Origin of the sequence: Sinorhizobium sojae CCBAU 05684, from assembly GCF_002288525.1 — a bacterium.
In the GTDB taxonomy this organism is placed as follows: domain Bacteria; phylum Pseudomonadota; class Alphaproteobacteria; order Rhizobiales; family Rhizobiaceae; genus Sinorhizobium; species Sinorhizobium sojae.
Genome location: NZ_CP023067.1, coordinates 1,675,224 through 1,702,092, shown reverse-complemented (window position 1 = coordinate 1,702,092; position 26,869 = coordinate 1,675,224). Strand labels below are relative to the sequence as shown.

Annotated in this window: 24 protein-coding genes; 14 read left to right on the top strand and 10 right to left on the bottom strand. The window is 62.5% G+C overall.

The genetic code is table 11. The annotated features are described in order from the left end of the window. Positions 1-16 precede the first annotated feature (16 nt). The 4 genes from SJ05684_RS08350 to SJ05684_RS08335 all read right to left on the bottom strand — a co-directional run bounded on the left by SJ05684_RS08350 (position 17) and on the right by SJ05684_RS08335 (position 5,613). Positions 17-1,162, bottom strand: a complete 1,146-nt coding sequence (locus SJ05684_RS08350) for a DUF2865 domain-containing protein (protein ID WP_034857530.1) — start codon at positions 1,160-1,162, stop codon at positions 17-19. A gap of 284 nt (positions 1,163-1,446) precedes the next feature. After that, the gene (locus SJ05684_RS08345; RefSeq protein ID WP_034857531.1) at positions 1,447-2,091 is read right to left on the bottom strand and encodes an acyl-homoserine-lactone synthase; all 645 of its coding nucleotides are present in this window, start codon (positions 2,089-2,091) and stop codon (positions 1,447-1,449) included. Between the two features lie 154 nt (positions 2,092-2,245). Beyond that, the gene (locus tag SJ05684_RS08340) at positions 2,246-2,983 is read right to left on the bottom strand and encodes a helix-turn-helix transcriptional regulator (protein WP_034857518.1); all 738 of its coding nucleotides are present in this window, start codon (positions 2,981-2,983) and stop codon (positions 2,246-2,248) included. Positions 2,984-3,300: 317 nt separating this feature from the next. Continuing rightward, on the bottom strand, positions 3,301-5,613 hold the full coding sequence (locus SJ05684_RS08335) for an NADP-dependent malic enzyme (RefSeq protein ID WP_034857532.1): 2,313 nt from the start codon (positions 5,611-5,613) through the stop codon (positions 3,301-3,303). A 209-nt stretch (positions 5,614-5,822) separates the two neighbouring features. On the opposite strand from SJ05684_RS08335, the gene SJ05684_RS08330 reads away from it, so the two are divergent. Continuing rightward, the gene (locus SJ05684_RS08330; protein WP_034857519.1) at positions 5,823-6,665 is read left to right on the top strand and encodes a UDP-2,3-diacylglucosamine diphosphatase; all 843 of its coding nucleotides are present in this window, start codon (positions 5,823-5,825) and stop codon (positions 6,663-6,665) included. A 109-nt stretch (positions 6,666-6,774) separates the two neighbouring features. Continuing rightward, a complete protein-coding gene (locus tag SJ05684_RS08325; protein WP_034857520.1) occupies positions 6,775-7,995 on the top strand; it encodes an MFS transporter in 1,221 nt (406 codons plus the stop codon). Here SJ05684_RS08325 and dgcA read toward each other — a convergent pair. Continuing rightward, positions 7,947-8,930, bottom strand: a complete 984-nt coding sequence (gene dgcA / locus SJ05684_RS08320) for an N-acetyl-D-Glu racemase DgcA (RefSeq protein ID WP_034857521.1) — start codon at positions 8,928-8,930, stop codon at positions 7,947-7,949. The genes SJ05684_RS08325 and dgcA overlap by 49 nt on opposite strands. Positions 8,931-9,217: 287 nt before the next feature. On the opposite strand from dgcA, the gene SJ05684_RS08315 reads away from it, so the two are divergent. The 4 genes from SJ05684_RS08315 to SJ05684_RS08300 all read left to right on the top strand — a co-directional run bounded on the left by SJ05684_RS08315 (position 9,218) and on the right by SJ05684_RS08300 (position 13,341). After that, positions 9,218-10,360: an ABC transporter permease gene (locus SJ05684_RS08315; RefSeq protein WP_034857523.1), complete on the top strand. Its 1,143-nt coding sequence runs from the start codon at positions 9,218-9,220 to the stop codon at positions 10,358-10,360. 12 nt (positions 10,361-10,372) lie between these two features. After that, positions 10,373-11,179 carry an ABC transporter ATP-binding protein gene (locus SJ05684_RS08310; RefSeq protein WP_034857524.1) on the top strand — a complete coding sequence of 269 codons (807 nt, stop codon included), beginning with the start codon at positions 10,373-10,375 and terminating at the stop codon, positions 11,177-11,179. Between the two features lie 94 nt (positions 11,180-11,273). Then, complete coding sequence (locus tag SJ05684_RS08305; RefSeq protein WP_034857533.1) at positions 11,274-12,644, top strand: MlaD family protein; 1,371 nt, start codon at positions 11,274-11,276, stop codon at positions 12,642-12,644. Between the two features lie 79 nt (positions 12,645-12,723). Then, positions 12,724-13,341, top strand: coding sequence for an ABC-type transport auxiliary lipoprotein family protein (locus SJ05684_RS08300; protein ID WP_034857525.1), 618 nt, complete (start codon positions 12,724-12,726; stop codon positions 13,339-13,341). Between the two features lie 42 nt (positions 13,342-13,383). Here SJ05684_RS08300 and SJ05684_RS08295 read toward each other — a convergent pair whose 3' ends face one another. After that, a complete protein-coding gene (locus tag SJ05684_RS08295; protein ID WP_095694237.1) occupies positions 13,384-13,662 on the bottom strand; it encodes a BON domain-containing protein in 279 nt (92 codons plus the stop codon). Positions 13,663-13,760: 98 nt separating this feature from the next. Further along, positions 13,761-14,672: an oxygen-dependent coproporphyrinogen oxidase gene (gene hemF, locus SJ05684_RS08290; RefSeq protein ID WP_034857535.1), complete on the bottom strand. Its 912-nt coding sequence runs from the start codon at positions 14,670-14,672 to the stop codon at positions 13,761-13,763. A gap of 226 nt (positions 14,673-14,898) precedes the next feature. Between hemF and SJ05684_RS08285 the strand changes: the two genes are divergently transcribed. Together SJ05684_RS08285 and SJ05684_RS08280 are read left to right on the top strand one after the other, a co-directional pair. Then, positions 14,899-15,159 carry a hypothetical protein gene (locus SJ05684_RS08285; protein ID WP_034857536.1) on the top strand — a complete coding sequence of 87 codons (261 nt, stop codon included), beginning with the start codon at positions 14,899-14,901 and terminating at the stop codon, positions 15,157-15,159. Positions 15,160-15,437: 278 nt separating this feature from the next. After that, positions 15,438-16,640, top strand: a complete 1,203-nt coding sequence (locus SJ05684_RS08280) for an MFS transporter (RefSeq protein ID WP_050980130.1) — start codon at positions 15,438-15,440, stop codon at positions 16,638-16,640. A gap of 111 nt (positions 16,641-16,751) precedes the next feature. On the opposite strand, the gene soxR is transcribed toward SJ05684_RS08280, so the two are convergent. Then, positions 16,752-17,240, bottom strand: coding sequence for a redox-sensitive transcriptional activator SoxR (soxR, locus tag SJ05684_RS08275; protein WP_034857539.1), 489 nt, complete (start codon positions 17,238-17,240; stop codon positions 16,752-16,754). Positions 17,241-17,318: 78 nt separating this feature from the next. Between soxR and SJ05684_RS08270 the strand changes: the two genes are divergently transcribed. Next, positions 17,319-17,891, top strand: coding sequence for an NADPH-dependent FMN reductase (locus SJ05684_RS08270; protein WP_034857540.1), 573 nt, complete (start codon positions 17,319-17,321; stop codon positions 17,889-17,891). A gap of 98 nt (positions 17,892-17,989) precedes the next feature. On the opposite strand, the gene SJ05684_RS08265 is transcribed toward SJ05684_RS08270, so the two are convergent. After that, positions 17,990-18,451 carry a tRNA (cytidine(34)-2'-O)-methyltransferase gene (locus tag SJ05684_RS08265; protein WP_034857561.1) on the bottom strand — a complete coding sequence of 154 codons (462 nt, stop codon included), beginning with the start codon at positions 18,449-18,451 and terminating at the stop codon, positions 17,990-17,992. A gap of 648 nt (positions 18,452-19,099) precedes the next feature. Here SJ05684_RS08265 and SJ05684_RS08260 point away from each other — a divergent pair. The 5 genes from SJ05684_RS08260 (at position 19,100) to SJ05684_RS08235 (ending at position 26,110) form a co-directional block, all read left to right on the top strand. Beyond that, positions 19,100-20,953 (top strand): ABC transporter ATP-binding protein, encoded by a 1,854-nt coding sequence (locus SJ05684_RS08260; RefSeq protein ID WP_034857541.1) that lies wholly within the window; start codon positions 19,100-19,102, stop codon positions 20,951-20,953. A gap of 112 nt (positions 20,954-21,065) precedes the next feature. Beyond that, positions 21,066-22,931, top strand: coding sequence for an ABC transporter ATP-binding protein (locus tag SJ05684_RS08255; RefSeq protein ID WP_034857542.1), 1,866 nt, complete (start codon positions 21,066-21,068; stop codon positions 22,929-22,931). Between the two features lie 400 nt (positions 22,932-23,331). Further along, a complete protein-coding gene (gene petA / locus SJ05684_RS08245) occupies positions 23,332-23,910 on the top strand; it encodes a ubiquinol-cytochrome c reductase iron-sulfur subunit (protein ID WP_034857543.1) in 579 nt (192 codons plus the stop codon). A 14-nt stretch (positions 23,911-23,924) separates the two neighbouring features. Continuing rightward, complete coding sequence (locus SJ05684_RS08240) at positions 23,925-25,205, top strand: cytochrome b (protein ID WP_034857545.1); 1,281 nt, start codon at positions 23,925-23,927, stop codon at positions 25,203-25,205. Between the two features lie 32 nt (positions 25,206-25,237). Next, positions 25,238-26,110 carry a cytochrome c1 gene (locus SJ05684_RS08235; protein ID WP_034857546.1) on the top strand — a complete coding sequence of 291 codons (873 nt, stop codon included), beginning with the start codon at positions 25,238-25,240 and terminating at the stop codon, positions 26,108-26,110. Between the two features lie 251 nt (positions 26,111-26,361). Here SJ05684_RS08235 and SJ05684_RS08230 read toward each other — a convergent pair whose 3' ends face one another. Further along, positions 26,362-26,784 (bottom strand): VOC family protein, encoded by a 423-nt coding sequence (locus tag SJ05684_RS08230; protein ID WP_034857547.1) that lies wholly within the window; start codon positions 26,782-26,784, stop codon positions 26,362-26,364. Positions 26,785-26,869 lie beyond the last annotated feature (85 nt).

The window sequence follows — 26,869 nt, the reverse complement described above, 5'->3', positions numbered from 1 at the left end:
TTCCAAATTCTCGCGGTCAGTTCGCCTGCTGCGGCTGATAGCTTGGTCCCAAAGGGTTCTTGAGGTCGATCTCGCTTTCTTCCGGCGGCAGGAAGGTCGGGCCGACAATACGTACCTTGTTGCTCTTCGGGTCATAGGGGCGCTCCTTGGCGGGATTAGCGGCGGCGCTTTCAGTCGTCCCGTCAGCCGTCTTCCCCGCCCTGTCGCCCCCGATGGTCACGACAGAGGGGCTGGCTGCCGATAGACTGGTTGCGGGTGCGTTCCCGCGGTTCGTTCCGCCGGCCGCCTTCGGTGGCTTGCAGCCGCAGGCCCCGGGTGCACCGACGTCGCGCGTACGATAGGCAAAGGCCGTCGGCAGCTCGCTATAGGGCCTGCCGGTCGATGCCGAGACCATCTGATCGCTCTCCTCGGTGGCAAGCACGTGATAATAGAGTTCCGTCTCGGTCCCGGGGCACCGTGCGCGGCAGCTCTCGGCATCGCGCGGGAAATCCGCCGGTGAGGCGTTCGACGAAATAGGGAAGAAGGCGCCATCGCAGGTCCTTACGCACATGGTCCGTAAGCCACCGTTCCCGTATCCCTCCATCGGCGAGAAATCCTGGATCCCCGGCTCCTCGAAGAGCAACGGATAATTCTCGCTGTCCGGGGCCAGGTCCCGGAGGATGTTGCGATGGATGTCGGCTTCGGTCGTCGTCGCGAACTCGTCAAGCTCGTCCCAATCGTCGCCGCGCACCGGGATGCAGCCGTTGATCTCCATCGCGGCGACAATGCGCCGGCGCGCGTCTTCGCTGCCGTTCGACACCAGTTGCTGTCGATGCATCTTCAATTCCTGGAGATTGGCCTCCATTCGTGCGATCGTGTCGTCCAACTCGGCGCAGAAGGGGGTATTGTCATCGATGACTATGATGCTGCCGCGGCTGCATCCGAGCCGTCTCCGATCGTTCCGGGCGCGACGAAGCTCGATGTTCTGGCGGGAAATCGCGCCGGTGAAATCGCGCAGGTTTGCATTCGAGTTGAACGTGGTCGGCATGCCGGCGAGGCGGGCCTGAAGGCGCTCGCAGACGCTCGAGGCCGACGCCTCGTCTGCCATTGCCAATGCCAAAGGCAGAAGCGCAGACGCAAGCCACGCGAGGCCGCGGGGCGCGTTACTCGGAGATCCCGACACTTTTTTCTTCCCGCATTCCGGCGGAGCGGTCACCGAAGCAGCCGCATCCGTCTCTACAGCGCCGTGCGCCCTTACGGACGCACAAAGGACGCTGTAGTTCTTTGAACCGCGCATCGGGCTTTCCGAAAATCGGGTCCGACATTCGGGCCGATGCGCTAGGCCTCCATTCTAGGCTCTATCCTGGCCGACGCAACCGCAAGACGGCTTCTGCGTTAACGGGTGCGGCCGATAATGGAGGCCGGGCCGCCCTGCGCGAGCGTAGAGCGCGGCGCGGGAGAAGTGTGTCAGGCCGCTCTGGCGGTTTCGAGCGACATCGGGCGTTCCAGCACCGTGCCCTCTATCGTGGCGACCGCCTTCATGGTTTCGAGCAGTCTTTGCGACACTTCCCAGGCGATGGCGACCGCGTAGACATTGCCGATCCGTTGCGGATCGCCGATCCGTTCCCCGGGGCATCCCATCCGCCGGAACATCCGCTCCAGGAATACGTCGGTCACCGTCACGATATGCGTGATGCCGGAGCTCAGGCTCAATTCGCCGACCCCGCACATGAGCTCGGCCGCGGCGACCGTGACCTGGTTCGATGCGCGATCCTGCGAAATATCGGGATCGATGCAGAAGCGGCTCGATTCCCAGACCTCTGCGCTGCGGATCTCAGGATTGTCGCCGAGCAGGATCGGGAAGGTGTCGTCCAGCATGTTCGGGCCGAGCGTCGGCAGCAGCCGCAGCGAGCCGCGCAATTTCCCGGTCTCCGGCGAATAGGACATTACATAGAGCGGATTGGCCTTGTCGTAGTGGTCGATTTCCCACTCACCCTCCGTCTTGACATCCCATTTCAGGAAATCATGGAAGACGCGCTTGCGAAGCCTAAACATTTCGTCGATGGCCTGTGGATGTCGTCCGCGAGCGTTACCGTTCACTATCCTGATCATTTTTCGCTCCATCGTTTTCGTTCGATGGCGCGATGCTGTCAGGCTCCGATGACACATGTAACTGTCGATAGTGACAGTTCAATCGCTGCCATTTTCCCGGTAAATTGGGGGGGCCATCGAGCCGATTTCCGGGTCGGCCCGGCAAGTCGACCCGTCAGATGGTAGGGATCAATGCATGGCGCACGGCCTGCGCGACGGCCTGCGTGTTGGACACCACGTTGAGCTTGCGCCGGGCATTGGTCATGAAGAAGCGAACCGTGCGCTCGGAGATGCCGAGGATCGTGGCGATTTCCCAGTAGCTCTTGCCGGCTGCCGACCAGGTGAGGACCTCCGTTTCACGCAAGGTCAGCCTCGTGTCCCGCTCGTCCATTGCACCGGCCATCGCCGAATGCTCGAGCATCGAGGCGTGAAACAGATTGGCGGCCAATTGGAAATCACGCAGGTGACGGCGCCGATAGACGGACCATTCCGCCGGCGAAAGGTTGGAACCGATGGCGAGAAGCGCCACACGGCCAGCCGGACACGGAAGCGGCAGCGCCACGCCTTCCGTCGAAAGGCCGATCTCCTCTGCCGCCTCGAAAAGCGGTTCGCATTCGGGGAAGCGTCGGCGGGCCGTCGCCCATTCGACGGGCCTGACGCCGCCGAGAGCAAGTCTCAGGATCGGGTCGATCCGGTGGAGCCCTCTCGAATGGTAGATTTCGGCGGCATAGGCGCCGAAGGTGTGATGCAAGCGGCAGACCTTCAAGCCTTCTGACGATGGTTCCGCTTCGAGGTAGAGGAGATGCGCAATATTGAAGGTGCGGCGCATCAAGGCAAAGAATTGCTGCGGTTCGGCGCAGCCTCCGTATTCGACGATATCCAGCAGATCGAGGACAGCCTGTTCATTAGTCATGCCGTAACACCGATTCATGCCCCTAGAATAAACATGGTTTAGGGAGGCTGTCTTTGTCTAGTGCTATATTTTGTAAGCCCTGCAACTATCCTGATATATCAATCGGTGATTGTGGTTTTGTGGGGGCAGGACTTATAAATCGCCAAATGCGCGATTGCTGAAACAGCGATCGCTTCGACAAAGATGATCGCAGACCTAACAGATCTGAGATCATCTCGCGCGATTGGAAGGCGCTGAGACGGGAACCTGCTGGAGAAAAGGAGGGACTTCCTCGTCCTCCCTACGGCGCCGCGCGTCTCTCAGACGCGTAAAGGTCGCTATGCGGGATGGCTTGCCTCCACGACGGCGAGTGCGGCCATGTTGACGACGCCGCGCGACGTCACCGAGGGCGAAAGGATGTGCGCCGGCAGGGCCGATCCCAGGAGGATCGGGCCCACATGGAGGCTGTCCGTCATCGTCTTGACCACACCGAGCGTGATGTTTGCGGCATCGAGATTGGGGAAGACGAGCAGGTTGGCTTCCCCTTTCAGCGTGCTGTTCGGCATTACCCGCTGGCGCAGGATTTCGGAAATCGCCGAGTCGCCGTGCATCTCGCCATCCAGCTCGAGGTCCGGGGCAAGCTCGCGCACGAGCCGGAGCGCCGCACGCATCTTGGAGGCACTTTCGGAATCGCGCGAGCCGAAGTTCGAATGCGATACGAGCGCGGCGCGCGGGGTGATGCCGAAGCGGCGAATTTCGCCGGCGGCCATCACCGTCGTTTGGGCAATCTCTTCGGCGCTGGGATCATAGCTGACATAGGTGTCGGTGAAGAAGGTGGCGCCACGTTGCGAGATCAGGAGGCTAAGGGCGGAGAAATCATGGACGCCCGGTTTCTTGCCGATGATCTGGGATACGTCGCGCAAGTGTTTGCTGTAGCGCCCTTCGACGCCGCAGATCAGCGAATCCGCTTCCCCGCGCTTGACTGCGAGGGCCCCGATTACCGTCGTGTTGGTACGCACGATCGTACGCGCGGCCTCCGGAATGACGCCGAGGCGGCCGACAAGGTTGAAATAGTCGTCGACATAGTCGCGGTAACGCGGGTCGCCTTCGGGGTTCACCACTTCGAAGTCGACATCGGGCCGGATACGCAGGCCATAGCGGCGCAGCCGCGTCTCGATGATCTGCGGACGGCCGATCAGGATCGGCTGGGCGGTGCTTTCCTCGAGCAGAACCTGGGCGGCGCGCAGCACCCGCTCATCCTCGCCCTCGGCAAAGATGACACGGTTCTTCACGGCATTCTTTGCGGCGGCGAAGACCGGCTTCATGATGAAGCCGGACCGGAAGACGAAGCGATTGAGCTTGTCGAGATAGGCGTCGAAGTCCTGGATCGGACGGGTTGCAACGTCGGTTTCGGCGGCGGCCCTGGCGACGGCTGGAGCGATCCTGAGGATCAGCCGCTGATCGAAGGGCGAGGGAATCAGATAATCGGGTCCGAATACCGGCGTTTCGCCGGAATAGGCGCGGGCGGCAACGTCGGACGGTTCCTCGCGCGCAAGACCGGCAATAGCCCGCACGGCCGCCAATTTCATCTCTTCGTTGATGGTGCGCGCGCCGCAATCGAGCGCGCCGCGGAAAATATAGGGGAAGCAGAGGACGTTGTTGACCTGGTTCGGATAGTCGGAACGGCCGGTGCAGATCATCGCGTCCGGGCGTGCGGCGCGGGCGACTTCCGGCATGATTTCCGGCGTCGGATTGGCGAGCGCCATGATCAGCGGCTTCTCGGCCATTTGCGCCAGCAGCTCGGGCTTGAGCACGCCGGCGGCCGAAAGGCCGAGGAAGACGTCGGCGCCGCCGATGCTGTCGGCAAGCACGCGATTGTCGCTCTCCTGCGCGTAGACGGACTTCCACTCGTCCATCAGCGCTTCGCGGCCCTTATAGACAAGACCTTCGATGTCATGGACCCAGATGTTCTCGCGTTTCGCGCCAAGCGTCACGAGCAGGTTGAGGCATGCAAGCGCGGCAGCGCCCGCGCCGGAGGCGACGATCTTCGCCTTGGCGATGTCCTTGCCGGCAAGTTCCAGCCCGTTCAGGACGGCGGCGGCGACGATGATGGCGGTGCCGTGCTGGTCATCGTGGAAGACGGGGATATCCATCATCTCGCGCAGGCGACGCTCCACCTCGAAGCATTCGGGTGCCTTGATGTCCTCGAGATTGATGCCGCCGAAGGTCGGCTCGAGCGCGGAGACGACATCGACCATGCGCTCGACGGTGGGCGCGTCGATCTCGATGTCGAAGACGTCGATGCCGGCGAACTTCTTGAAGAGAACGGCCTTGCCTTCCATGACCGGCTTGGAGGCGAGGGGGCCGATATTGCCAAGGCCGAGTACGGCTGTGCCGTTCGAGATGACGGCGACGAGATTGCTGCGCGCGGTGAAGTCGGCGGCGGTTTCCGGATTGTCCCTAATGGCGAGGCAGGGGGCGGCGACCCCGGGCGAATAGGCCAGCGCCAGGTCACGCTGATTGCCGAGCGGCTTGGTCGGCTGGATCTCGAGTTTGCCGGGGCGAGGATAGCGGTGAAAGAAGAGTGCCTGCTGGTCGATATCGCCGCTCTCCGGCACCGATTGGGATTTCGCTTTGTCGCCCGTGGTCATACCTTGCTTCCTCGATTCCTGCATGCTGGCCTTTTGGCACGATTTGCGCGCGACGTATAGTTTTTCGCTTTCAGTCATTTCCATGTCGGTGTCGGGCAAGAATGACCGGTTGCCCATGCCGGAATGGCGCAAGCAGCGGTCCGTGTCATCTTCCTGAAACACGAGTCTGGTTTTGACGGGGCAAATGGCTCTAGCAAGACGAGGCTCGCATGGCAGCGGCAGCGGTATCGGAACCGAATCCCGTCCGGAAATTGCGCACGCTCTTCATTTCCGACCTTCACCTCGGCTCGAAAGCAGCCAGGACGGAATACCTGCTCGATTTCCTGCGCCACCACGACGCCGAAACCATCATCCTCGTCGGCGATATCGTCGACGGCTGGCGGCTGAAACGGAACTGGTATTGGCCGCAGCAGTGCAACGACGTCATCCAGAAGCTCCTGCGCAAGGCGCGCAAGGGTACGCGTATCATCTACGTTCCCGGCAACCACGATGAGTTCATGCGTGACTTTCCCGGAATGCACTTCGGTGGCATCGAGGTCGCACAGCGGCATATGCATCGGGGTGCCGACGGGCGGAATTATCTCGTGCTGCATGGCGACGAATTCGACGTAGTCGTGCGCAACGCTCGGGTGCTCGCCTATCTTGGCGACTGGGCCTACGACATGGCGATCGCCATCAACATCGGCCTTGCTGCGATCCGCCGCCGGCTCGGCATGCCCTATTGGTCGTTCTCATCCTGGGCCAAGCTGCAGGTCAAGCATGCGGTGAATTTCATCGGCGAGTTCCAGAAGGTCGTGGCCGAGGAGGCGCTCCGCCACCAGGCTCAGGGCGTCATCTGCGGCCATATTCACCACGCGGTGATCGAGGATGTCGGCGGCATCCGCTACATCAATACCGGCGACTGGGTCGAGAGCTGCACGGCGATCGCCGAGCACCACGACGGTACGATGGAACTGATCATCTGGCACAGGCTGCGCGGCAGTGCGGCAAACACGGGAAGCGCGAGCGGGGTCGATCTGCCCTTGTCCGTTCCGGCGCAGCAGGCGGCCTGACTACGCACCGGCGTCTGTCCCCGTACGGAAGTGCCTGTAGCGAAAACTAGCGGATGGTGCGCCGCGAGGCGGTTGTGCTACAGCTGGCACACAGCCATCAGGTCCTCCCATGATTCCCGCATCTGCGCCCCCGGTTCTGGGGCCACCTCCGCGCCATTTCGCGCTTCGCCTCGCGCTGCTGTTTTGCGCTCCGTTGATCGTCAACGGCTTCGCCATGCCGTATTTTCCGGTCTGGCTCAGCACGCTTTCGCTGAGCGATTTCGAGATCGGCGTGGTGCTCGCCGTGCCGATGTTCATCCGCGTCATCACGGCGCCGCTTGCGGGCGTGCTCGCTGACCGGCTCGGAGAGCGCACGATCGTGCTCATCTGGTCCGGCTGTCTGTCGCTTGCGACCGCTTTCATCCTCTTCTTCGCGCACAGCTTCTGGCCCGTGCTCGTGATCTATGCGCTGCAGTCGGCGGTCTATTCGCCCTATTTGCCGATCGTCGAGGCGATCGCGCTGTCGGGGGTGCGCCGCTGGGGGTTCGATTATGCGCATATGCGCGTCTGGGGATCGATCGCCTTTATCGGCGCGACCATGCTTGGCGGCTGGATGACAGGCCTCATCGGCGGCGCCATGGTGTTGCCGGCGATGGCGGTCGGCTTCGGGCTGACGATCGTGATGGCCCTTGCCGCGCCGCGGATCGGACGGCCCCGCCGACCATCACCGATCACGGCCATCACCGAGCCGCCGCCACAGTCGCTGCGTCAGTCAGACCTGCAACTGCTCCTCATCGGTGTGACGCTCGTCAACAGCAGCCATGCGATGCTCTATGCCTTTTCGGCCATCTACTGGCAGAGCATCGGCTACAGCGGCACGCAGATCGGCATCCTCTGGAGCGCCGGCGTAGCTGCGGAAGTGCTCATGTTCTTCTTCGCCAGAAGGATCATCCGGCGCTTCAGCGTCTGGGCGATGATCTTTTCCGGCTGTCTCCTGGCGGTGGCGCGCTGGCTGATTTTCCCGATGGAGCTGGGCTTCTCCGGCTACTTCATTCTCCAATGCTTCCACGCCTTCACCTTTGCGATCATGCATACCGGCATGCAGCACAAGCTCGTGGAGCGTGTCAGCGAGGAGCAGGAGGCCTCGGCGCAGGGGCTCTACTTCTTCTACACCGGCATGTTCACGGCGATCTTCACCTTTCTGTCAGGTTACTTCTACGCCTGGTTCGGCGTCGCCGGTTTCTATTCGATGGCGGTCGTCGCGCTGACCGGCTCCTGCTTCGCGTTTGCCGGCTGGTACCTTCAGCCCCAAAGGCTCGGCTCGGGCGGGAAGACGAGCGAGGCCTCGTAGCGTAAGCTCGCATCACGATCTTGGGCGAGCAGCAGCGGGCCGTCGAGATCGACGAAATCAGCGCCCTGGCCGAGGAGAACTGCCGGCGCCATGGCCAGCGAACTGCCGACCATGCAACCGACCATGATCTTGAGGCCGAGCGCCTCGGCGGCGCGGCGCATGCGCAAGGCTTCGGTGAGCCCGCCTGTCTTGTCGAGCTTGATGTTGACGGCGTCATAGCGGCCGACGAGCGCTTGCAGGTCCTCCGTCCTGTGCACACTTTCATCGGCGCAGATCGGGACCGGGCGGGTAATCCGGGCCAGCGCTTCGTCGCGACCGGCTGGAAGCGGCTGCTCAACGAGGGCAATGCCGTTTTCGAGGCAGGCCGAGAAATGCATTGCGAGATTGTCCTCGCTCCACCCCTCATTGGCGTCGAGGATGATGCGGCTCAAGGGGGCGGCCTGCCGCACGGCGCGAATGCGGACCCTGTCATCCGCCGTTCCGACCTTTACCTTGAGTAGCGCGCGGTGAGCGTATCGCGCCGCTTGCGCCATCATTGCCTCCGGCTCGGCCAGGGAAATGGTGTAGGCTGTGGTCAAAGGCTTCGGTTCGGCAACCCCCGCCAGCAAAGCGGCGGAGCGACCGCTTCGCTTCGCCTCCAGGTCCCAGAGCGCGCAGTCGACGGCGTTGCGGGCGGCACCCGCCTTCATTGCCTGCTGAAGCTCCTCCCGGGCGATGCCGCGCTCGACGAGCGGGCGAACCGCTTCGATCTCGCTCAGCACCGTCTCGATGGTTTCGCCATACCGGCCATAGGGCACGCACTCGCCTGAGCCGGCCAGCGCGCCGTCGGTGAGGCGGCAGGTGACGACGTCGGCGGTCGTCTTCGAGCCGCGTGAAATCGTGAAGGTGCCGGCGATCGGGAAATGTTCGACGGTTGCTGCAAGGGAAATCGGCATTCATGTTCTCCGGCGCTGGCGTGGCTGCGCAATCGGCATTTTACAGGTCGCTCCCGGGCCTTGCGGCTGTGTCTTTTCGGTCGCATGCCTGCGCTGCCGCGTGTCTTCTTAAATCGACCTCGGTTCAAGGACAAAGACATGTAGCCATTCGAAGTGCTACAGCGGCATTGCGCGGCCGACAAGACGCGCGACGATGCAGTACGACTTTGAATTCCCGCGTGATTTTTGTCCTTGGATCGAATCTGGTTTAAGAGATACGCAATGGCGAAGCGAAAGACCAAGCAAACGTGACGCGGGCTCAAACACAGACTGTTGCCGATGTCGTCCTTGAGGAGGGCGAAGGAGGAGCCGGCCGTCGCTACGTCTTCAGCGGCGACTGGCGGCACCAGACGGCCGTGGCCATGGCGGCCAAGCTGAACCGACTTGCCAAGCCGGCGCGTGACCATGACGAATTCGATCTTTCCGCCGTTACCGCGATGGACACCGCCGGCGCCTGGATTATTCGGCGCTTCATGAACGGGAGCGGTGGCGAGGTTCGCTTTGCCGGCGGAGGCGAGCGGTACGTCGAACTCGTGCAGGCCATGCCCGCGGAGCTGCCGCTACCGGAACGCGACACGAGACGGGTTCCGCTTTTCCAAAAACTATTCGCGCCGATTGGCGAGCTCACGGTGTCGATCTGGACCGACACTTTCGCCGCCATGTTCATCCTCGGCTCGGCGGTTCGCGGCGCGCAAATGAAGCTCGGGCGCCATGCCGGCGTTTCGCCGGCTGCGATCGTGCACCAGATCGACCGCATGGGGGTCATGGCTGTGCCGATCATCGTGCTGATGTCGTTTCTGATCGGCGCCATTATTGCGCAGCAGGGAGCCTTCCAGCTCCGCGCCTTCGGCGCCGAGATCTTCGTCGTCGACCTTGTCAGCATTCTGCAATTGCGCGAAATCGGCGTGCTTCTGACGGCGATCATGATTGCCGGCCGGTCGGGGAGCGCAATCACGGCCGAGATCGGCTCGATGAAAATGCGCGAGGAGGTGGATGCGCTGAAGGTCATGGGCCTGAGCCCAGTCGGCGTCCTCGTCTTTCCGCGGCTGGTGGCGCTTACCATCGTGCTGCCGCTGTTGACGATTGTCGCCAATTTCGCCGCGCTGGCCGGCGCGGCCCTCGTCGCCTGGACCTATTCCGACATCACTTTCGCAACATTCCTTTCGCGGCTGCAGGAATCTATCGATTTTTCCACGATTGCGGCGGGCATGATCAAGGCGCCCTTCATGGCGCTGATCATCGGCGTCGTTGCCGCCGTCGAGGGCCTGAAGGTGGGGGGGAGCGCCGAATCGCTGGGGCGGCACGTAACCTCGTCTGTGGTGAAATCGATCTTCGTCGTCATCCTCATCGACGGGCTGTTCGCCATGTTCTATGCGGCGATCGATTTCTGAGGCGGTTGGATCATGGTTCAAGAGGTCATGGAGAGGCAATCGGATCGGGCGGCGGAGAGGCGCGAGGTGGTGCTTTCCGTTCGAGACCTGACCGTCGGCTTTGGCGAGAATATCGTGCTCGACAGGCTCGATCTCGAGATCTATCGCGGCGAAATCCTCGGCTTCGTCGGCGCTTCGGGAACCGGCAAATCGGTGCTGATGCGCACCGTGCTGCGGCTGCTTCCGAAGCGGTCCGGCACCATCGAGATCCTCGGCGCCGAATACGACAAGCTCACCGAAGCGGAGCGCATCGCCCTCGACATGCGTCTCGGCGTGCTGTTCCAGCATGGCGCGCTCTTTTCCGCCCTGACGGTGCGCGAGAACATTCAGGTGCCGATGCGCGAATATCTCGACTTGCCACAGAAGCTGATGGACGAACTGGCGCGCCTGAAGATCGAGTTGGTCGGGCTCGCGCCCGAAGCGGCGGAGAAATATCCGTCGGAGCTCTCGGGTGGTATGATCAAGCGTGCGGCGCTGGCGCGCGCACTGGCGCTCGATCCGGATCTGGTCTTCCTCGACGAGCCTACCTCCGGCCTCGACCCGATCGGCGCGGCGGAGTTCGACGAGTTGATCGCCAAGTTGCGGGACACACTTGGGTTGACCGTGTATATGGTGACTCACGATCTGGACAGCCTGTTTTCGGTCTGCGACCGGATCGCAGTCCTCGGCCAGAAGCGCGTGCTCGTCTCCGGGACAATCGAGGACATGCTTGCCTGCGAGGAGCCATGGGTGAAATCCTATTTCCGCGGCAAGCGGGGAAGGGCGGTGGCGCGGGCATAAGCCCGGCCTGCCGATCGCGTTTGGAAATTGCTTCGGAGAGGTTCGCTTGCCGAAGCGGATGAAAGCGGCGGGAGCCGCAAAGGTGGTCGTAGCGATGGAAACCAAAGCGAATTATGCCATTGTTGGCTTTTTCACGGTGTTCGTGATCGCCGCTGCGTTCGGTTTCGTCTATTGGATGGCGCAATATGGCCGGGCGGGGCAGATGGTCGAACTCATCGTCAACATTCCGGGTTCGGCCAACGGTCTCTCGGTCGGCTCGCCGGTGCGCTTCAACGGCATCAATGTCGGTACCGTTCGCAACCTTGCGATCGACGCCAATGATCCGCGCTATTCGATTGCCATTACCGAGGTGTCGGCCGATGCGCCGGTGCTGACGTCGACCACGGCGACACTGGAGGTGCAGGGACTTACGGGTGCGGCTTACATTGAACTCAGCGGCGGCCGGAAGGGAGATGAGAATATTCTCAAGACGGCGCTCGAAAAGGGAACGTCGGCGACCATCACTGCCGACCAGTCGAGCGTCACCAGCCTGCTTGCGACCGCCGATCAGATCCTGGACCGGGCAAACAGCGCCATTGGCGATATCCAGGGTTTCGTCACGGACATCCGCACGCCTCTGACCGCGACCATCGGCAATGCGGAGAAGTTCTCGAAAGCGCTTGCGAACAATTCGGGTGCCATCGACCAGTTCCTGAAGAGCGTCGAGGAACTTTCGGGGTCGGTCAGCGCCGCGTCGAAGAAGCTCGACACCACACTTGAAAGCGCCGACAGGCTGATCAACGCCGTCGATCCCAAGAGGATCGACACGATCGTCAGCAATGTCGAACAGTTGAGCAGTGACCTCAAGGAAGCTTCCGGCGGCGTTTCGGAAGCGGTCGACGGGTTCAAACGCACGGTCGGCACCTATAACGAGTTCGGCAAGAGTGCGCAGGAGACCCTGAAGCGCGTCGATGCGCTGGTGGCCGCCGTGGATGCGCAGAAGGTCGGAACGGTCGTCAACGATATCTCTGCGGCAAGCGCCGATGCCCGCAAGGTTGCCGCCGAGGTGTCGAGCTTCGCCGAAAAGATCAGCGCCCGGCAGGAGGACATAGACCAGACAATCACCGATTTCACTCAGATGTCGACCAAGCTGAATGCTGCTTCCGATCGGGTGGACGGCATTCTTGTGAAAATCGACGGCTTTCTTGGCGACGCCGATGCGCCATCACTTTCCGCAGAGGCGCGCGCGACGCTCGAATCCTTCCGTACTATGGCCAACAATCTCAATGCCCAGATCGGGCCTATTGCCGAAAATCTGAAGCGCTTTTCCAACGCTGGCCTCAGGGACGTGGAGGCGCTCGTTACCGAAACGCGTCGCACCGTTCAGGGCTTGCAGAATACAATTTCCGATTTCGACAAAAATCCGCAGCGCCTCCTGTTCGGCGGCGAGACGGTTAAGCAATATGATGGCCGCACGCGGCGGTGATTCGCTCACCCCGGTGGTAGGCATGTGACGTGCGGTGGGGGAACCGTGCGACGCGCAATTGTTTGGGGATATTTGCCGTATGCGTTTTCCGGGTGTGGTAGCTGAGCGTAAGGCGGGGGCCGCCCGGTCTGCCGTGGTCTTTTCAATGGCGATGATCTTGGCGGGCTGCGGCACGCGTCCTGCGGTCAACGACACGTTCAGCCTGGCCGCGACGCCTGTCGTGGAGCGTCCGGCAGCGACCAGCCGCCAGATCCTGGTGCCCGAGCCGACTGCGCTGAGAACGCTCGACAGCGACCAGATCGTCGTTCGGCTGTCCGAGTCCGAATTGCGTTTCCTCGCCAGGGCGCAATGGGGCGACCGGCTGCCGCGCATCGTCCAGGACAGACTCGTCCAGACTTTCGAGGATACCGGCAGGGTCGGTGGTGTGGGCAAGCCCGGCCAGGGCCTGGCGATCGACTACCAAATCATCACCGAGATCCGTGCCTTCGAGATCTCCACCGACGGGGCCGACACGGCGGTCGTCGAGATTTTCGCCAAGATCCTCGATGACCGGAACGGCACCGTGCGCCGGCAGCGGGCGTTCCGGGCTGTCGCACCCGTGCACGGTACGAGCAATCCGGCGTTCGTTTCAGCGCTCGATGCGGCTTTTGCGAAAGTGGCGGCGGATATCGTCGGTTGGACGCTGGCGGCTATATGACCCGAGCCGCCGTATGGCGGCCGCAGGAGGAGAGGCGGACGCTCAGCCCCTGCCGACTTTAGCGAGCTCGATCCGGTTGACGACCTCGGTGACGCCGGGGACTGATCTTGCCGCTTCTTCGGCGCGCAGAATTTCCTCCTCGGTCGCAACCCGCCCGCCCAGCACGACTGTTTGGCCGCTGCAGGTCACGGTGACTTCGGCGGCATCCAGCCCCGGTGAGACGGCAAGCAGGTTTGCAACCCGACGCTCCAGTTCGGCGGGCTGCTGGGGTATCAACCGCTCCGGCTCCTCGCCGAAGAATGTGCGCTTCTTGAACACCATGCGACAGTCCCTTGAGTGAGGGTTCTCGTTTCGGTGGGGAAACGCCGGTCGCGCGGTTTTTGTTCGCTGGTTACGGTGTCGTGCGTCCCGAAGGGTGGTCAGGGCCAGCGGACGACCGGGGGAAGCGAGGAGAGGATCGACTCGACGTTTCCGCCGGTCTTGAGTCCGAAGATCGTGCCGCGGTCATAGAGGAGGTTGAACTCGACATAGCGGCCACGGCGCACGAGCTGCTCGTCACGATCGGCCTCGGTCCAGGGCGTGTTGAAGTTCGCCCTGACGATTTTCGGATAGACGAGCGCGAAGGCCTTGCCGACGTCGCGGGTGAAGGCGAAGTCCGCCTGCCAGCCGCCCAGTTCGTCCGGCGAATGCAGCCAATCGTAGAATATTCCGCCCGTGCCCCGCGGTTCGTTGCGGTGCTTGAGGAAGAAATATTCGTCGCACCACTGCTTGAATTTCGCGTGATCGGCGACTGCGTGCCGATTGCAGGTAATCTCCATGGCGCGGTGGAAGAGAACCGTATCCGCGTCAGTCATCACGCGCCGACGGACGAGGACAGGCGTCAGGTCCGCGCCGCCGCCGAACCAGTTGCTCGTGGTCACGACCATGCGCGTGTTCATATGTACGGCGGGCACGTTCGGATTGACGGGGTGGGCGATCAGCGAAATGCCGGAGGCCCAGAAGCGTGGATCTTCGCTGGCACCCGGGATTTGGGTGCGGAACTCCGGGGAGAACTCGCCGTGGACGGTGGAAGTGTGGACGCCGACCTTTTCGAAGACCCGGCCCTCCATCATCGATATACGGCCACCGCCGCCGGCACCTTCCTCGCGCTGCCAGTCCTTGGCGACGAAGCGGCCGGGGGGGCGATCCGACAGCGGTCCCGAGAGGTCGTCCTCAATCGTCTCGAAGGCGGAACAGATCGTGTCGCGCAAACTTTCGAACCAGGCTTTCGCTTCGGCCTTCTTGTCTTCGATGTCGGCAGGCAAGCCCTGCGGCAATTCCGGTCTTTCCATGGGAACTCATAGTCCGTTTGCGGCTCTCCAACGTGAACCGCCGATTCGATTGTCGTCGCCACAGTCCATATTTTGGCCCGAATGGCAACTGCGGAAGGCGGCGCGAATCCACTATACTGCCTGGTCCCTCCGGCCAGCTTCATCACGAAAACGGCCGATCGCCCTTCGCACGAATGGACTGGCAATGGCGCCGCCTCCATCCTATCTTCTCAGGAGAGGTATCGCTATGGCGAAGAAACCACCAGGACCACCGCTCGAGGGGCTGCGACGCCAGATCGCCCGCAGCCGCAGCGAGCGGCCTGCGCGAAGCGACAGCCTCTTCGTCCGCGAGACATTCCGGCTCGAACGGACTGCGGCCCGCGCCAAGGCGCGCGAGTGGTTCGAGACCTGGCCCAAGGCAGCCTACTGGACGGAAGTCGAAAGCTGGCGCCAGCTCGATGGCGGGGAGATCGAATTCACCATGCGTCGGCTCCCGAGTGCGGATTAAGCTCTCGGCATGCTTTTCCTCTTGCCCTGCGCTCCCTCCTAATGGGTGCGGATGCGGATACCCCCTCCGGTCTGCCGGCCATCTCTCCCACAAGGGGAGATCGGCCAGCGGCTTGCTCCTCGCTCCGACAGAAAGGCTTCTGCAGGCGTAGGAAGCGTCCCTATCCGGAAAAAATCGCCGAAGGTGTAAGCGTGGAGTGGTCAATACCGCGCCGACGGCGTAAACCTATGGCTGCATTCCTCCGGACCTGTTTCGCCCACTCCCGCCATCCCGGTTTCATGCCTGTCCTCCGCTCGGTTGCCATTCTCTCCATTACGCAGATCATCGCCTGGGGCGCGATGTTCATGTTCGTGTCGGTCAGCGCAGCAGGCATGGCCGGCGATCTCGGGCTCAGGCCATCCAGCATCTATCTTGGACCGACGGTCATGCTGGTGGTCATGGCGCTGTGCTCGCCGCCATTGGCGTCGTTCTATGCGCGTCTCGGTGCGCGGCGGGTGCTCGCCTTTGGCTCCGTGCTCGCCGCGCCGGGGCTATGGTTGCTTGCCGCTGCCCAGGGGCCGATCGCCTATTTCGCCGCCTGGGCCGTTCTGGGCGTGGCCGGGGCTGCGACGCTCACAACCTCGGCACATGTGTTCCTGACCGAGGTTGCCGGGGAGGGCGCGCGCCGGGCGATCGGAGCGCAAATGCTGGCGATGGCGCTGGCACCGAGCGTCTCCTGGCCGGTCACGGTCTTCTGCGAGGCGGTACTCGGCTGGCGCGGCACTTTCGTCCTCTATGGCGCCACCATGCTCCTCGTCTGCGCGCCGCTGCACTATCTCGCCCTGCCGCGAACCGAGCCCGCGGCGCGTGCGCCGCCTGTCGCGGCCGCAGAAGCGGACCGTGCGCAGGTTCGCCGCGACCGGCACGTGGTAGCACTGATCACCGCGGCCGTCGCGCTCAACGGCTTCGTCACCTGGGGCTTTCAGCTGGTCGTCATCGATCTCTTCCGCAGCTTCGCGGTCGCGGATCGTCTTGCGGTGGCTTTCGGCTCCACGATTGGCTTCGTTCAGCTCTCGGCGCGGCTCTTCGATTTCCTTGGCGGCAATCGCTGGGATGGGGTAACGACCGGGCTCGTTGCAGCGGCGATCATGCCGATGGCGTTCCTGGCACTGACTCTTGGACAGGGCGCGGAGTGGTCGATCGTCCTTTTCCTGCTGCTTTACGGGCTTTCGAGCGGCGCCATGTCCGTGAGCCGCGCGACGATGCCGCTCGTTTTCTTTTCGCCCGCGCAATATGCGGCAGTCATGGCGCGTCTCGGGCTGCCGCTCAACCTTGCCTTCGCGTCAGCGCCGCCCTTCTTCTCCCTGGTTCTCGACGAGTCGGGCAATAGCTCGGCACTGGCGATCGCGCTTGCCTGTTCCTGCGGAACGCTTTTCAGCATGGCGGTGCTCAGTCGGATGCGGCCTCCCGCCCGGAAGCGGAGAGCGTTCAAGGAAGCGTGAAACCTGCGTATCGGCCCGAAAATCGGAACCGGCTTTCGGAAAGCTCGATGCGCGGGATCCCTACAGCGGCTTTGCACTTCAGAAAAGACGCGCCGCGCTGTGGGAACGGCTTTAGCCGGTTTCCGGCTCGCCCGTGCCGTCCGTCGCTTCGATCAGGCGTGGGCCTGCCCCTTCGCTTCCGAGAACGTCATAGGGGTTGCGCAACGGACAGTCGCGCATCGACAGGCAGCCGCAGCCGATACAGCCGGTCAGTTGATCGCGCAACGCCGTCAGTTTGGCGATACGTTCGTCGAGCTGCTGCCGCCAGGTCTTTGAAAGTCTGCCCCAATCCTCCACCGTCAGTGGCCGGTCCTCGGGCAGGACCGATAAGGCGGACTGGATTTCCGAAAGGGGAATTCCCGTCCGCTGGGCGACCTTGATGACCGCCACGCGCCGTAGCACGCCGCGCGGATATCGCCGCTGGTTCCCGCGGCTGCGGTTGCTGCGGATCAGTCCCTTGGTCTCGTAGAAGTGAAGCGTCGACACGGCGACGCCGCTGCGCTCGGCAACCTCGCCGACCGTCAGCTCGCGCTTGATATCGTGGCTATCGTCTTTGTTCACGGGCGCTATTGACCTCAACTATGGTTGAGGTTCTATAGCATGGACTCCCTGTAGCCGACAACAAGGAGTTGATTCCCCATGACAGAGAAAATGACCCTTGCCGTGATCTACGGCAGCGCACGGCAGGGCCGTTTCTGCGATACGGTGACGAGCTGGCTCATCCGCGAGCTTTCAAGTTCCGACATTTTCAGCCTGACGATCATCGATCCGCTGCGGTTCAGGAGCGCGCGCGGCGACAAGGCCGGCGATCTCGGCGAGTGGATGGAGCGCAAAGTGGGCGAGGCCGACGCCTTCATCGTCGTCACGCCGGAATACAACCACGGCTATCCTGCGGCGCTGAAGGAATTGATCGATTCCGTCTATGAGCCCTGGCACGCCAAGCCGGTGGCCTTCGTCTCCTATGGCGGCGCCTCGGGCGGCATCCGGGCCGTCGAGCAATTGCGACAGGTTTTCGGAGAACTGCATTCGGTGACGCTGAGGGATGGTGTGATCTTAGCGAAAGCCTGGTCGAAATTCGATGCGGCGGGCAATCTCTACAAGCCCGAGGAAGTGCAGGCGTCTCTTTTCCTGATGATGGACCGGCTGACCTGGTGGGCGCGCACGCTGAAATCTGCGCGCAAGGCGACACCCTACAATGAGATCGCCGCATGATGTACACGCCGATGACGAATTTGGTGGCGCGCACAAGAAATCGCGCTATTCAGCCGTATATTTCCCGTCGCCGCGACGGTCTTCGCATCGGCCTCTGCTCAATAGGCCTCGACCTGCCGCATCGCCTCGCCGGCGATCATGGCAGTCGCCATCGCGATGTTGAGCGAGCGCTGGCCCGGCGCCATCGGAATGAGAATGCGTGCGTCAGCCCGCTCATGGACATGATCGGGTACGCCTGCGCTTTCGCGCCCGAAGAGGAGGATGTCGTCCGGACGAAAACCGAAGCGCGTGTAGGGCTCGGCCGCCTTGGTGGAGGCGAGAACCAGGCGCCGGCCGGTTCCGGCCCGCCAATCCTCGAAGCGTTCCCAGTTGACGTGGCGGGTCAGCGTGACGGCGGCGATGTAGTCCATGCCGGCGCGCTTCAGATTGCGGTCCGAGAGGTCGAAGCCGGCTGGCTCGATCACGTCGACGGCAAGGCCAAGGCAGGCCGACAGCCGAAGTATTGTGCCGGTATTGCCTGGAATATCAGGTTGATAGAGGCAGATTCGGAGATTCGTCATGAGCTTCCACGGAAAGGGCTGATTTGCGAAGACGAGGGCCTCTATGACATCGAATGGCTTCCTGTTCCACCATCCGATGACCTGATACCAACCTGCACCGATATTGACCAATTGCGTGGGACCGACTGCGGGTGTCCGGTGAGGAGCACACCGCAGAGCGATGCTCATGCATCGGTCGAGGATTGCGACGCGGCCGGCGGCCGACAGACGGCCCACCCGAAGGGCCGGGCGCTTTGGTCAATATCGGTGCAGGTTGGTATGACGCCCCGTCTATGCGATGGCGCTGAATTGCGCTTTGCTAATCTGTGCCGTATCGGCAACAGGGTGGGTGCCGGTGTAGAAAATCGCAGGAAAATGCGTGCGACAATCTGGCGCGGAACCCCGAATAAGGTTAAAGGTCTTTCATCTTCAACGCGAACCGATGGAGGCATACATGACAGTTCTGATGTTGACACGCCTCCCACGTGTGGCCGGGTCTTTCTTGGCCTGACCGGTTCCGCGCCTTTTCCTTCTACCGATCGAATGATGCGTGCTCCGGTCCTCGGGAGGTCCCAGCGCGTTTGCAGCGTCGTTTCCGGGTTGCATATTCAAAGGCAATGAAAGCGGGGAGACCCGCCTACCTTCAAATTCCCTGAAGGAGCTTCACACATGTTCGGCTGGTTTGAATCCCGCCTCAATCCCTATCCGCTCGAGGAGCCGTCCCTTCCGCCGAAGGGGCTCTTCGCCTTCTGCTGGCACTACAGCAAGTCCGCAATGCCGTGGCTCCTGGTCATGGCCGTTTGCACGATGCTGATCGCCGTCGGCGAGGTGGCGCTGTTCCAGTTTCTCGGCAACATCGTTGATTGGCTGTCCAACGCGGATCGGGAGAGCTTCCTCGCGGTCGAGGGCGGCAGGTTGGCATGGATGGGCGCATTGATCCTGATCGGTCTTCCCGTGCTGGTCGCGCTCGACTCTTTTGTCATGCACCAGGTTCTGCTCGGCAATTATCCGATGATCGCGCGCTGGCAGATGCACCGCTATCTGCTGCGGCAGAGCATGACCTTCTTCTCCAACGAGTTTGCCGGGCGCGTCGCCACGAAGGTGATGCAGACGTCGCTTGCCGTCCGTGAAACGGTGATGAAGATCCTCGACGTCTTCGTCTATGTGGTCAGCTATTTCGCGACGATGCTGGTCGTGGTCGCGGCGGCCGACTGGCGCCTCGTTGCACCGCTCGCGATCTGGCTCGTCGTCTATATCTTGATCGTCAGCTACTTCGTTCCGCGGCTCCAGAAGATCTCCAAGGAACAGGCGGATGCGCGCTCGATGATGACGGGACGTATCGTCGACAGCTACACCAATATCGGCACGGTGAAGCTGTTCTCCCATGCGGGGCGTGAGGAGGCCTATGCGCGTGCCGGCATGGAGGAGTTTCTCGGCACCGTCCATCGGCAGATGCGCAGGGTGACGCTGTTCCATATCTGCGTCTACACCAACAATTGCGTCGCGCTCTTTGCGGTCGGTGCGCTCGGCATCTATCTGTGGCTGACAAGCGCGATCTCCGTCGGAGCGATCGCGGTGGCGATCGGTCTTGCCATGCGCATCAACGGCATGTCGCAGTGGATCATGTGGGAAGTCTCGGCGCTGTTCGAGAATATCGGCACGGTCTATGACGGCATGGGCATGATGACCAGGGCGCACGACATCGTCGACAGGTCGGATGCGGCCGTGCTGAAGGCGGAGAAGGGAGCGATCAGCTTCGAAAATGTCCGTTTTCATTACGGCAAGGCGAAAGGCGTCATCGACCGGCTGTCGCTCGACATCCGGCCCGGCGAGAAGATCGGTCTTGTCGGCCGTTCCGGCGCCGGCAAGACGACGTTGATGAACCTGCTTTTGCGCTTCTACGACCTGGAAGAGGGCGTGATCCGCATCGACGGCAAGGACATCTCGCTCGTGACGCAGGACAGCCTGCGCTCGCAGATCGGCGTGGTGACGCAGGACACGTCGCTGCTTCATCGCTCGATCCGCGACAACATCGCTTACGGGCATCGGGAGGTGACCGACGCTCAGATCGTCGCTGCCGCGAAGAAAGCGAATGCCTGGGATTTCATCCAGGCGCTTGAAGACAACCAGGGACGCACGGGGCTCGACGCGCAGGTCGGCGAACGCGGAGTGAAGCTTTCCGGCGGCCAGCGCCAGCGGATCGCGATTGCGCGCGTCTTCCTGAAGGACGCGCCAATCCTGATCCTCGACGAGGCGACCTCGGCGCTCGACTCGGAAGTGGAGGCGGCGATCCAGGAGAACCTCTTCGCGCTGATGTCGGGCAAGACGGTGATCGCGATCGCACACCGGCTTTCGACGCTGACGGAGATGGACAGGCTGGTGATCCTCGAGTCCGGGCGGATCGTCGAGACGGGATCGCATGCCGAGCTGATCGCCAAGAGAGGGCTATATGCCGACCTCTGGTCGCGCCAGTCGGGCGGCTTCATCGCCGACGATGTCGGAAAGGAGGAGGCGGCGGAGTGATCCGCCGCTTCGCCCCCGGAGCTTGTAACGGGGTTTGAAGCTTACGCATTTGTAATCGCCCGGACGGCGGAAACCGATTGCCGTCCGAATTCCGCCACCTATTATCAGAACAATGCTGCGTTCCATCGTCGCCATCTTCGAGAACTGGATCCGCCCCTTCGGGCCGCGGGAGCGCGTTCAGCCGCCAAGTTCGCTGTGGGGCTTCGCCTGGTTCTATGCGAGTCAGGCAAAAGGACCCTTCCTTGCCATGGCGGCGCTTGGCGGGCTGGTGGCGATGCTCGAGGCCGGGCTCTTCTATTTCGTCGGCAGGCTGGTCGACGTGCTCGATACCGTGCGGCCGGAGGATGGCTGGAGCGGATTGATTGCCGCCAACGGCCCGGAACTGCTCTTCATGCTGCTGACGGTGCTGGTCTTCCGCTTCGTCGCCGTTTCGCTCGCCGCGCTCGTCGAGGAACAGTCGATCATCACCGGCTTTCTCAATCTCGTGCGCTGGCAGTCCTATGTGCATGTGGCCCGCCAGTCCCTGAGTTTCTTCCAGAACGAATTTTCCGGCCGTATCGTCACCAAGGTGTGGACCGGCGCGCAGGCGACGAGCGACTTGATCGTCTCGCTGCTGCAGGTCGTCTGGTTCATCGTCATCTACACCGCCTCGACCATGGCGCTCATCGCCCAGCTCGATTGGCGCCTGGCGGCGATGGTGGCATTCTGGATACTCGTCTTTCTGGCGCTCGCCCGCTATTTCGTCCCGCGGGTCCGCAGGCACGCCCGCAACACCGCGGAGATGGCGTCGATGCTCAACGGCCGCATGGTCGACGCCTATTCCAACATGCAGACGCTGAAGCTGTTCGGCAGCGACGAAGAGAATGATCGCTATATCCGCGCCGGCTTCGATCGCTACCAGGGAGCGGTGATCCCATTCACGCGCCTGTTGACCGGCGTCCGGGCCTCTCAGGCGCTGCTTTCGGGGCTGATGATCACGGCGATTGCCATCTATTCCATCAATCTGTGGCTTGCCGGTTCCGTGAGTTCCGGCGCCGTCGCCTTCACCCTCGCGCTTGTGCTGCGGCTCAACATGCTGCTCGGCCGGATGATGGGGCAGTTCAACGCGATCATGCGCAATATCGGCACGATGCAGAATTCGGCCGAACTCGTCTCGCAGCCGATCGGTCTCGTCGACCGGCCCGGGGCACCGGACCTTCAGGTCAGCCGGGCGGAGATCCGCTACGAGCACGTCCAGTTCCATTATGGCAAGGGCGGCGGCGTCATCGACGATTTTTCCCTCACCATCCGGCCGGGCGAGAAGGTCGGCATTGTCGGGCGCTCGGGCGCCGGCAAGTCGACGCTGGTGAACCTGCTGCTGCGCTTCTACGATCTCGAGGGTGGCCGTATCCTCATCGACGGGCAGGACATTGCGGCGGTCCGGCAGGAATCCCTGCGCGGGCAGATCGGGATGGTCAGCCAGGATACTTCGCTCCTGCATCGCTCGATACGCGACAACATCCTGTTCGGCCGCCCCGGCGCCTCGGAAGGAGACCTGATCGAGGCGGCGCGCCGGGCGGAGGCCCATGAGTTCATCGTCGACCTTCAGGACCAGCGCGGCCGCAAGGGCTTCGATGCACATGTCGGGGAGAGGGGTGTGAAGCTCTCCGGAGGCCAGCGGCAGCGGATCGCAATCGCCCGCGTCATGCTCAAGGACGCGCCCATTCTCGTCCTCGACGAGGCGACCTCGGCGCTCGACTCCGAAGTGGAGGCGGCGATCCAGTCGAATCTCGAGCGTCTGATGCATGGCAAGACCGTGCTCGCCATAGCGCACAGATTGTCGACGATCGCGGCTCTCGACCGCTTGGTGGTGATGGACCGGGGGCGCATCGTCGAGGATGGAACCCATGCCGAACTGATCGCGCGCGGCGGTCTTTATGCGGAGCTTTGGGCCCGCCAATCGGGTGGCTTCCTCGCGCAGGAAGAGGCCGCCGAATAGGCGTCCGCGACCTGCAGCGCCGCGCGTCTTGTCAGACGCGCAAAGGTCGCTGCAGCACTCTGAGTTGTGGCATGTCTTTGTCCTTAAATCGACCTCGATTCAAGGAGACATGCAGCAGGCTTGAAACACGCCAAGCCCTTGCGCTGATTGGCCGCATTTTTCCCCGCGACAATCTGCCCACCCTGCCTCATGAAGGCTGGACATAGTCCGCGATCAAGCATAGAACGCGCCGGATTGACGGGGAATCCGTGTGCCGGATTCTCCGGATTCCGCCATCCGATCCGAGGCTTGCCGCCGCGAGCCGGACAGGGTGTCGGTGAATGAGACAGGGCGCGGTTCCGTGACTCGGGGACGGGGGGAATGCGGTGTCCGCAACATTGCGTGAGAGGATGGTTTAGCCGTGAGCGAACACGACACTTCAAGCGAGACCTTGGGCGAGCCCACTCGCCGCGACTTCCTGTACCTGGCCACGGGCATGGCTGGCGTCGTCGGCGCCGGGGCCGCGGCCTGGCCGTTCATCGACCAGATGCGTCCGGACGCGTCGACGCTCGCGCTCGCTTCCATCGAAGTTGACGTATCGAGCCTGCAGCCGGGCATGTCGCTGACGGCCAAGTGGCGCGGCAAGCCGGTCTTCATCCGCAACCGCACCGACAAGGAAGTCGAGGAAGCCAAGGCGGTACCGGTTGGCGAGCTCAAGGACCCGGTGGCGCGTAACGCCAATCTTGCGGCCGATGCCGAGGCGACCGACCTTGATCGCTCCGCCGGCGAAGGCAAGGAAAACTGGATCGTGATGATCGGCTCCTGCACCCATCTCGGTTGCGTGCCGCTCGGCCAGGCCGGTGACTTCGGCGGCTGGTTCTGTCCCTGCCACGGCTCGCACTACGATACGGCCGGCCGCATCCGTAAAGGCCCGGCACCGGAGAACCTCCCCGTGCCGACCTTCACGTTCGTTTCCGACACAGTTATCAAGATCGGTTGAGGGGACTACTGAGAATGAGTGCTGATCATTCAACCTACACGCCAACGACAGGCATCGAGAAGTGGGTTGATTCCCGTCTTCCGCTGCCGCGCCTGATCCACGACTCGTTCGTCTCCTATCCGGTGCCGCGCAATCTCAACTACGCCTATACTTTCGGTGCAATGCTGTCGGTGATGCTGATCGTGCAGATCCTGACCGGCATCGTGCTGGCCATGCACTATGCGGCCGAGACGACCGTCGCCTTCAATTCGGTCGAAAAGATCATGCGCGACGTCAACCACGGATGGCTGCTGCGTTACCTGCACGCCAACGGCGCATCCTTCTTCTTCATCGCGGTGTATCTGCACATCGCCCGCGGTCTCTACTACGGATCCTACAAGGCGCCGCGTGAGATCCTCTGGATTCTCGGCGTCGTGATCTATCTCCTGATGATGGCGACGGGCTTCATGGGCTACGTTTTGCCCTGGGGTCAAATGTCCTTCTGGGGCGCGACGGTTATCACCGGCTTCTTCTCGGCCTTCCCGCTGGTCGGCGAGTGGATCCAGCAGTTCCTGCTTGGCGGCTTCGCCGTCGATCAGCCGACGCTGAACCGCTTCTTCTCGCTGCACTACCTGCTGCCCTTCATGATCGCCGGCGTCGTCGTCCTGCACATCTGGGCGCTGCACGTCACCGGCCAGACCAACCCGACGGGCGTCGAGGTCAAGTCGAAGACCGACACCGTTCCGTTCACGCCCTATGCAACGCTGAAGGACGCGCTCGGCGTTTCCGTCTTCCTGCTGGTCTATGCCTGGTTCGTCTTCTACATGCCGAACTATCTCGGTCATCCGGACAACTACATCCCGGCTGACCCGCTGAAGACGCCCGCTCACATCGTTCCGGAATGGTATTATCTGCCGTTCTACGCGATGCTGCGCGCCATCACCTTCAACATCGGCCCGATCGACTCCAAGCTCGGCGGCGTTCTGGTGATGTTCGGCTCGATCATCGTCCTGTTCTTCCTGCCCTGGCTCGACACCTCCAAGGTCCGCTCCGCCGTGTACCGTCCCTGGTACAAGCTGTTCTTCTGGATCTTCGTTGCCAACGCCATCATGCTCGGCTGGCTCGGTTCGCGTCCGGCGGAGGGCATCTACGTCGTGCTTTCGCAGCTCGGCACGCTGTACTACTTCGGCTTCTTCCTCGCCCTCATGCCTCTTCTCGGCCTGATCGAGACGCCAAAGCGTATTCCGAACTCCATCACCGAGGCGGTGTTGGAGAAGGAGAATGCCAAGGCGCAGCCGAAAACCGCGCACGCCTGACCGGAACAGCGATTGATAAGGAACTCACAACAATGAAAAAGCTTGTAGCGGGCATTCTGTCACTCGCTGTCGTTGCCGGACTCGGACTCGGAGCGGCCATCGCCCAGGACGACGCCGGCGGCGAAGACCACGCCGAAGGCGGCACTCCTCACTATCCGATCCACAAGCCGGTGCAACAGGATTGGTCCTTTGCCGGACTGTTCGGCCACTACGACAAGGGCCAGCTGCAGCGCGGCCTGAAGGTCTATACCGAGGTCTGTGCGGCCTGCCACGGCATGAGCCTGGTCGCCTTCCGCACGCTTGAGGACCTCGGCTATTCCGAGGCCCAGGTGAAGGCCTTCGCGGCAAACTATGAAGTGGAGGATGGCCCGAACGCGGACGGCGAGATGTTCACGCGCACGGCCATTCCATCCGATTACTTCCCGTCTCCGTTCCCGAATAAGGAAGCGGCTGCTGCGGCGAACAACGGTGCGGCCCCGCCGGACTTCTCGCTTATCGCGAAGGCGCGTGGCATCGAGCGCGGCTTCCCGCAGTTCGTTTTCGACATTTTCTGGCCCTACCAGGAAGGCGGTCCGGATTACATCCACGCGCTGCTGACCGGCTACCAGGACGCGCCGGCAGGCGCCGAGGTCGCAGAGGGTACGCATTACAACCCGTACTTCGCGAGCGCCGCAGCGCTCGCAATGGCACCGCCGCTTTCCGACGATCAGGTCACCTATGATGACGGCGCGCCGCAGACGGTGGATCAATACGCCCGCGATGTATCGGCCTTCCTGATGTGGACTGCCGAGCCACATCTCGAGGATCGCAAGCGCACCGGTTTCATGGTCATGGTGTTCCTGCTCATCTTCACCGGCCTCATCTATCTGACGAAGAAGTCGGTCTACGCCAACAAGGACCACTGATCGGAAAACCGGGACAACCGGACGATCGAGCGACAGGGCCCCAGAGAGATTCTCCGGGGCTTTTTTTGCAGGTGCGCCCAAGCGAAGCCCAAACGGGATGGTGGGCGACCCTGCTGGTCGTTCGTGACAGCGCCGTGCGTCTTCTCAGACGCGCGAAGGTCGCTGTAGCTTTTTCAATCTGCGCGTCGAGCTTTCCGGAAATCGGATCCGATTTTCGGGACGACGCGGTAGCCCAGGCGCGTTCGCGCGCTTCAATCGGGAACCGTCCATTGCGGGTTCCATGCAATCTCCCAAAGGTGGCCATCCGGGTCATGGAAATAGCCCGAATAGCCGCCCCAGAAGCGTTGGCATGCCGGATCCGTGATAACCGCGCCGGCGTCTGCGGCCTGCTTCATGACCGCATCGACCTCCTCCTGCGAATTGACGACATGCCCGAGTGATACGGCGCCGAGCCGCTGCTGCGTTGCGCCTATCCTCGCATCCTTTGCGAGTGATGGCGCAGGGTAGAGCGCCAATATGAGGTCGTCATTCATATGGATGAAGACGACGGCTCCGTCTTCGAATTCCTGTCCGATGACCCCCTTCGTCGGCAGGCCCATTCCGTCGCGGTAAAAGGCGAGGGACCTCTCAAGGTCATCCACCGCCAGGGTCAGGACTTTCAGTCGCGGTCTCATTTCGACCTCCCGTGCGCTTGTCCGAAAACGCGCGGCGCCACAGCGGCGTGGCGTCACGACGCCATGGCAAGCAGACTACCGCGAA

Coding starts and splice junctions, on each gene's coding strand:
- SJ05684_RS08230 (WP_034857547.1), bottom strand. CDS start 26,784: ATGAGACCGCGACTGAAAGTCCTGACCCTGGCGGTGGATGACCTTGAG.
- SJ05684_RS08330 (WP_034857519.1), top strand. CDS start 5,823: ATGGCAGCGGCAGCGGTATCGGAACCGAATCCCGTCCGGAAATTGCGC.
- SJ05684_RS08240 (WP_034857545.1), top strand. CDS start 23,925: ATGAGTGCTGATCATTCAACCTACACGCCAACGACAGGCATCGAGAAG.
- SJ05684_RS08270 (WP_034857540.1), top strand. CDS start 17,319: ATGACAGAGAAAATGACCCTTGCCGTGATCTACGGCAGCGCACGGCAG.
- SJ05684_RS08305 (WP_034857533.1), top strand. CDS start 11,274: ATGGAAACCAAAGCGAATTATGCCATTGTTGGCTTTTTCACGGTGTTC.
- SJ05684_RS08285 (WP_034857536.1), top strand. CDS start 14,899: ATGGCGAAGAAACCACCAGGACCACCGCTCGAGGGGCTGCGACGCCAG.
- SJ05684_RS08340 (WP_034857518.1), bottom strand. CDS start 2,983: ATGACTAATGAACAGGCTGTCCTCGATCTGCTGGATATCGTCGAATAC.
- SJ05684_RS08235 (WP_034857546.1), top strand. CDS start 25,238: ATGAAAAAGCTTGTAGCGGGCATTCTGTCACTCGCTGTCGTTGCCGGA.
- SJ05684_RS08335 (WP_034857532.1), bottom strand. CDS start 5,613: ATGACCACGGGCGACAAAGCGAAATCCCAATCGGTGCCGGAGAGCGGC.
- hemF (WP_034857535.1), bottom strand. CDS start 14,672: ATGGAAAGACCGGAATTGCCGCAGGGCTTGCCTGCCGACATCGAAGAC.
- SJ05684_RS08295 (WP_095694237.1), bottom strand. CDS start 13,662: ATGGTGTTCAAGAAGCGCACATTCTTCGGCGAGGAGCCGGAGCGGTTG.
- SJ05684_RS08265 (WP_034857561.1), bottom strand. CDS start 18,451: ATGACGAATCTCCGAATCTGCCTCTATCAACCTGATATTCCAGGCAAT.
- SJ05684_RS08325 (WP_034857520.1), top strand. CDS start 6,775: ATGATTCCCGCATCTGCGCCCCCGGTTCTGGGGCCACCTCCGCGCCAT.
- dgcA (WP_034857521.1), bottom strand. CDS start 8,930: ATGCCGATTTCCCTTGCAGCAACCGTCGAACATTTCCCGATCGCCGGC.
- SJ05684_RS08280 (WP_050980130.1), top strand. CDS start 15,438: ATGCCTGTCCTCCGCTCGGTTGCCATTCTCTCCATTACGCAGATCATC.
- SJ05684_RS08260 (WP_034857541.1), top strand. CDS start 19,100: ATGTTCGGCTGGTTTGAATCCCGCCTCAATCCCTATCCGCTCGAGGAG.
- SJ05684_RS08300 (WP_034857525.1), top strand. CDS start 12,724: ATGCGTTTTCCGGGTGTGGTAGCTGAGCGTAAGGCGGGGGCCGCCCGG.
- SJ05684_RS08345 (WP_034857531.1), bottom strand. CDS start 2,091: ATGATCAGGATAGTGAACGGTAACGCTCGCGGACGACATCCACAGGCC.
- SJ05684_RS08310 (WP_034857524.1), top strand. CDS start 10,373: ATGGTTCAAGAGGTCATGGAGAGGCAATCGGATCGGGCGGCGGAGAGG.
- SJ05684_RS08255 (WP_034857542.1), top strand. CDS start 21,066: ATGCTGCGTTCCATCGTCGCCATCTTCGAGAACTGGATCCGCCCCTTC.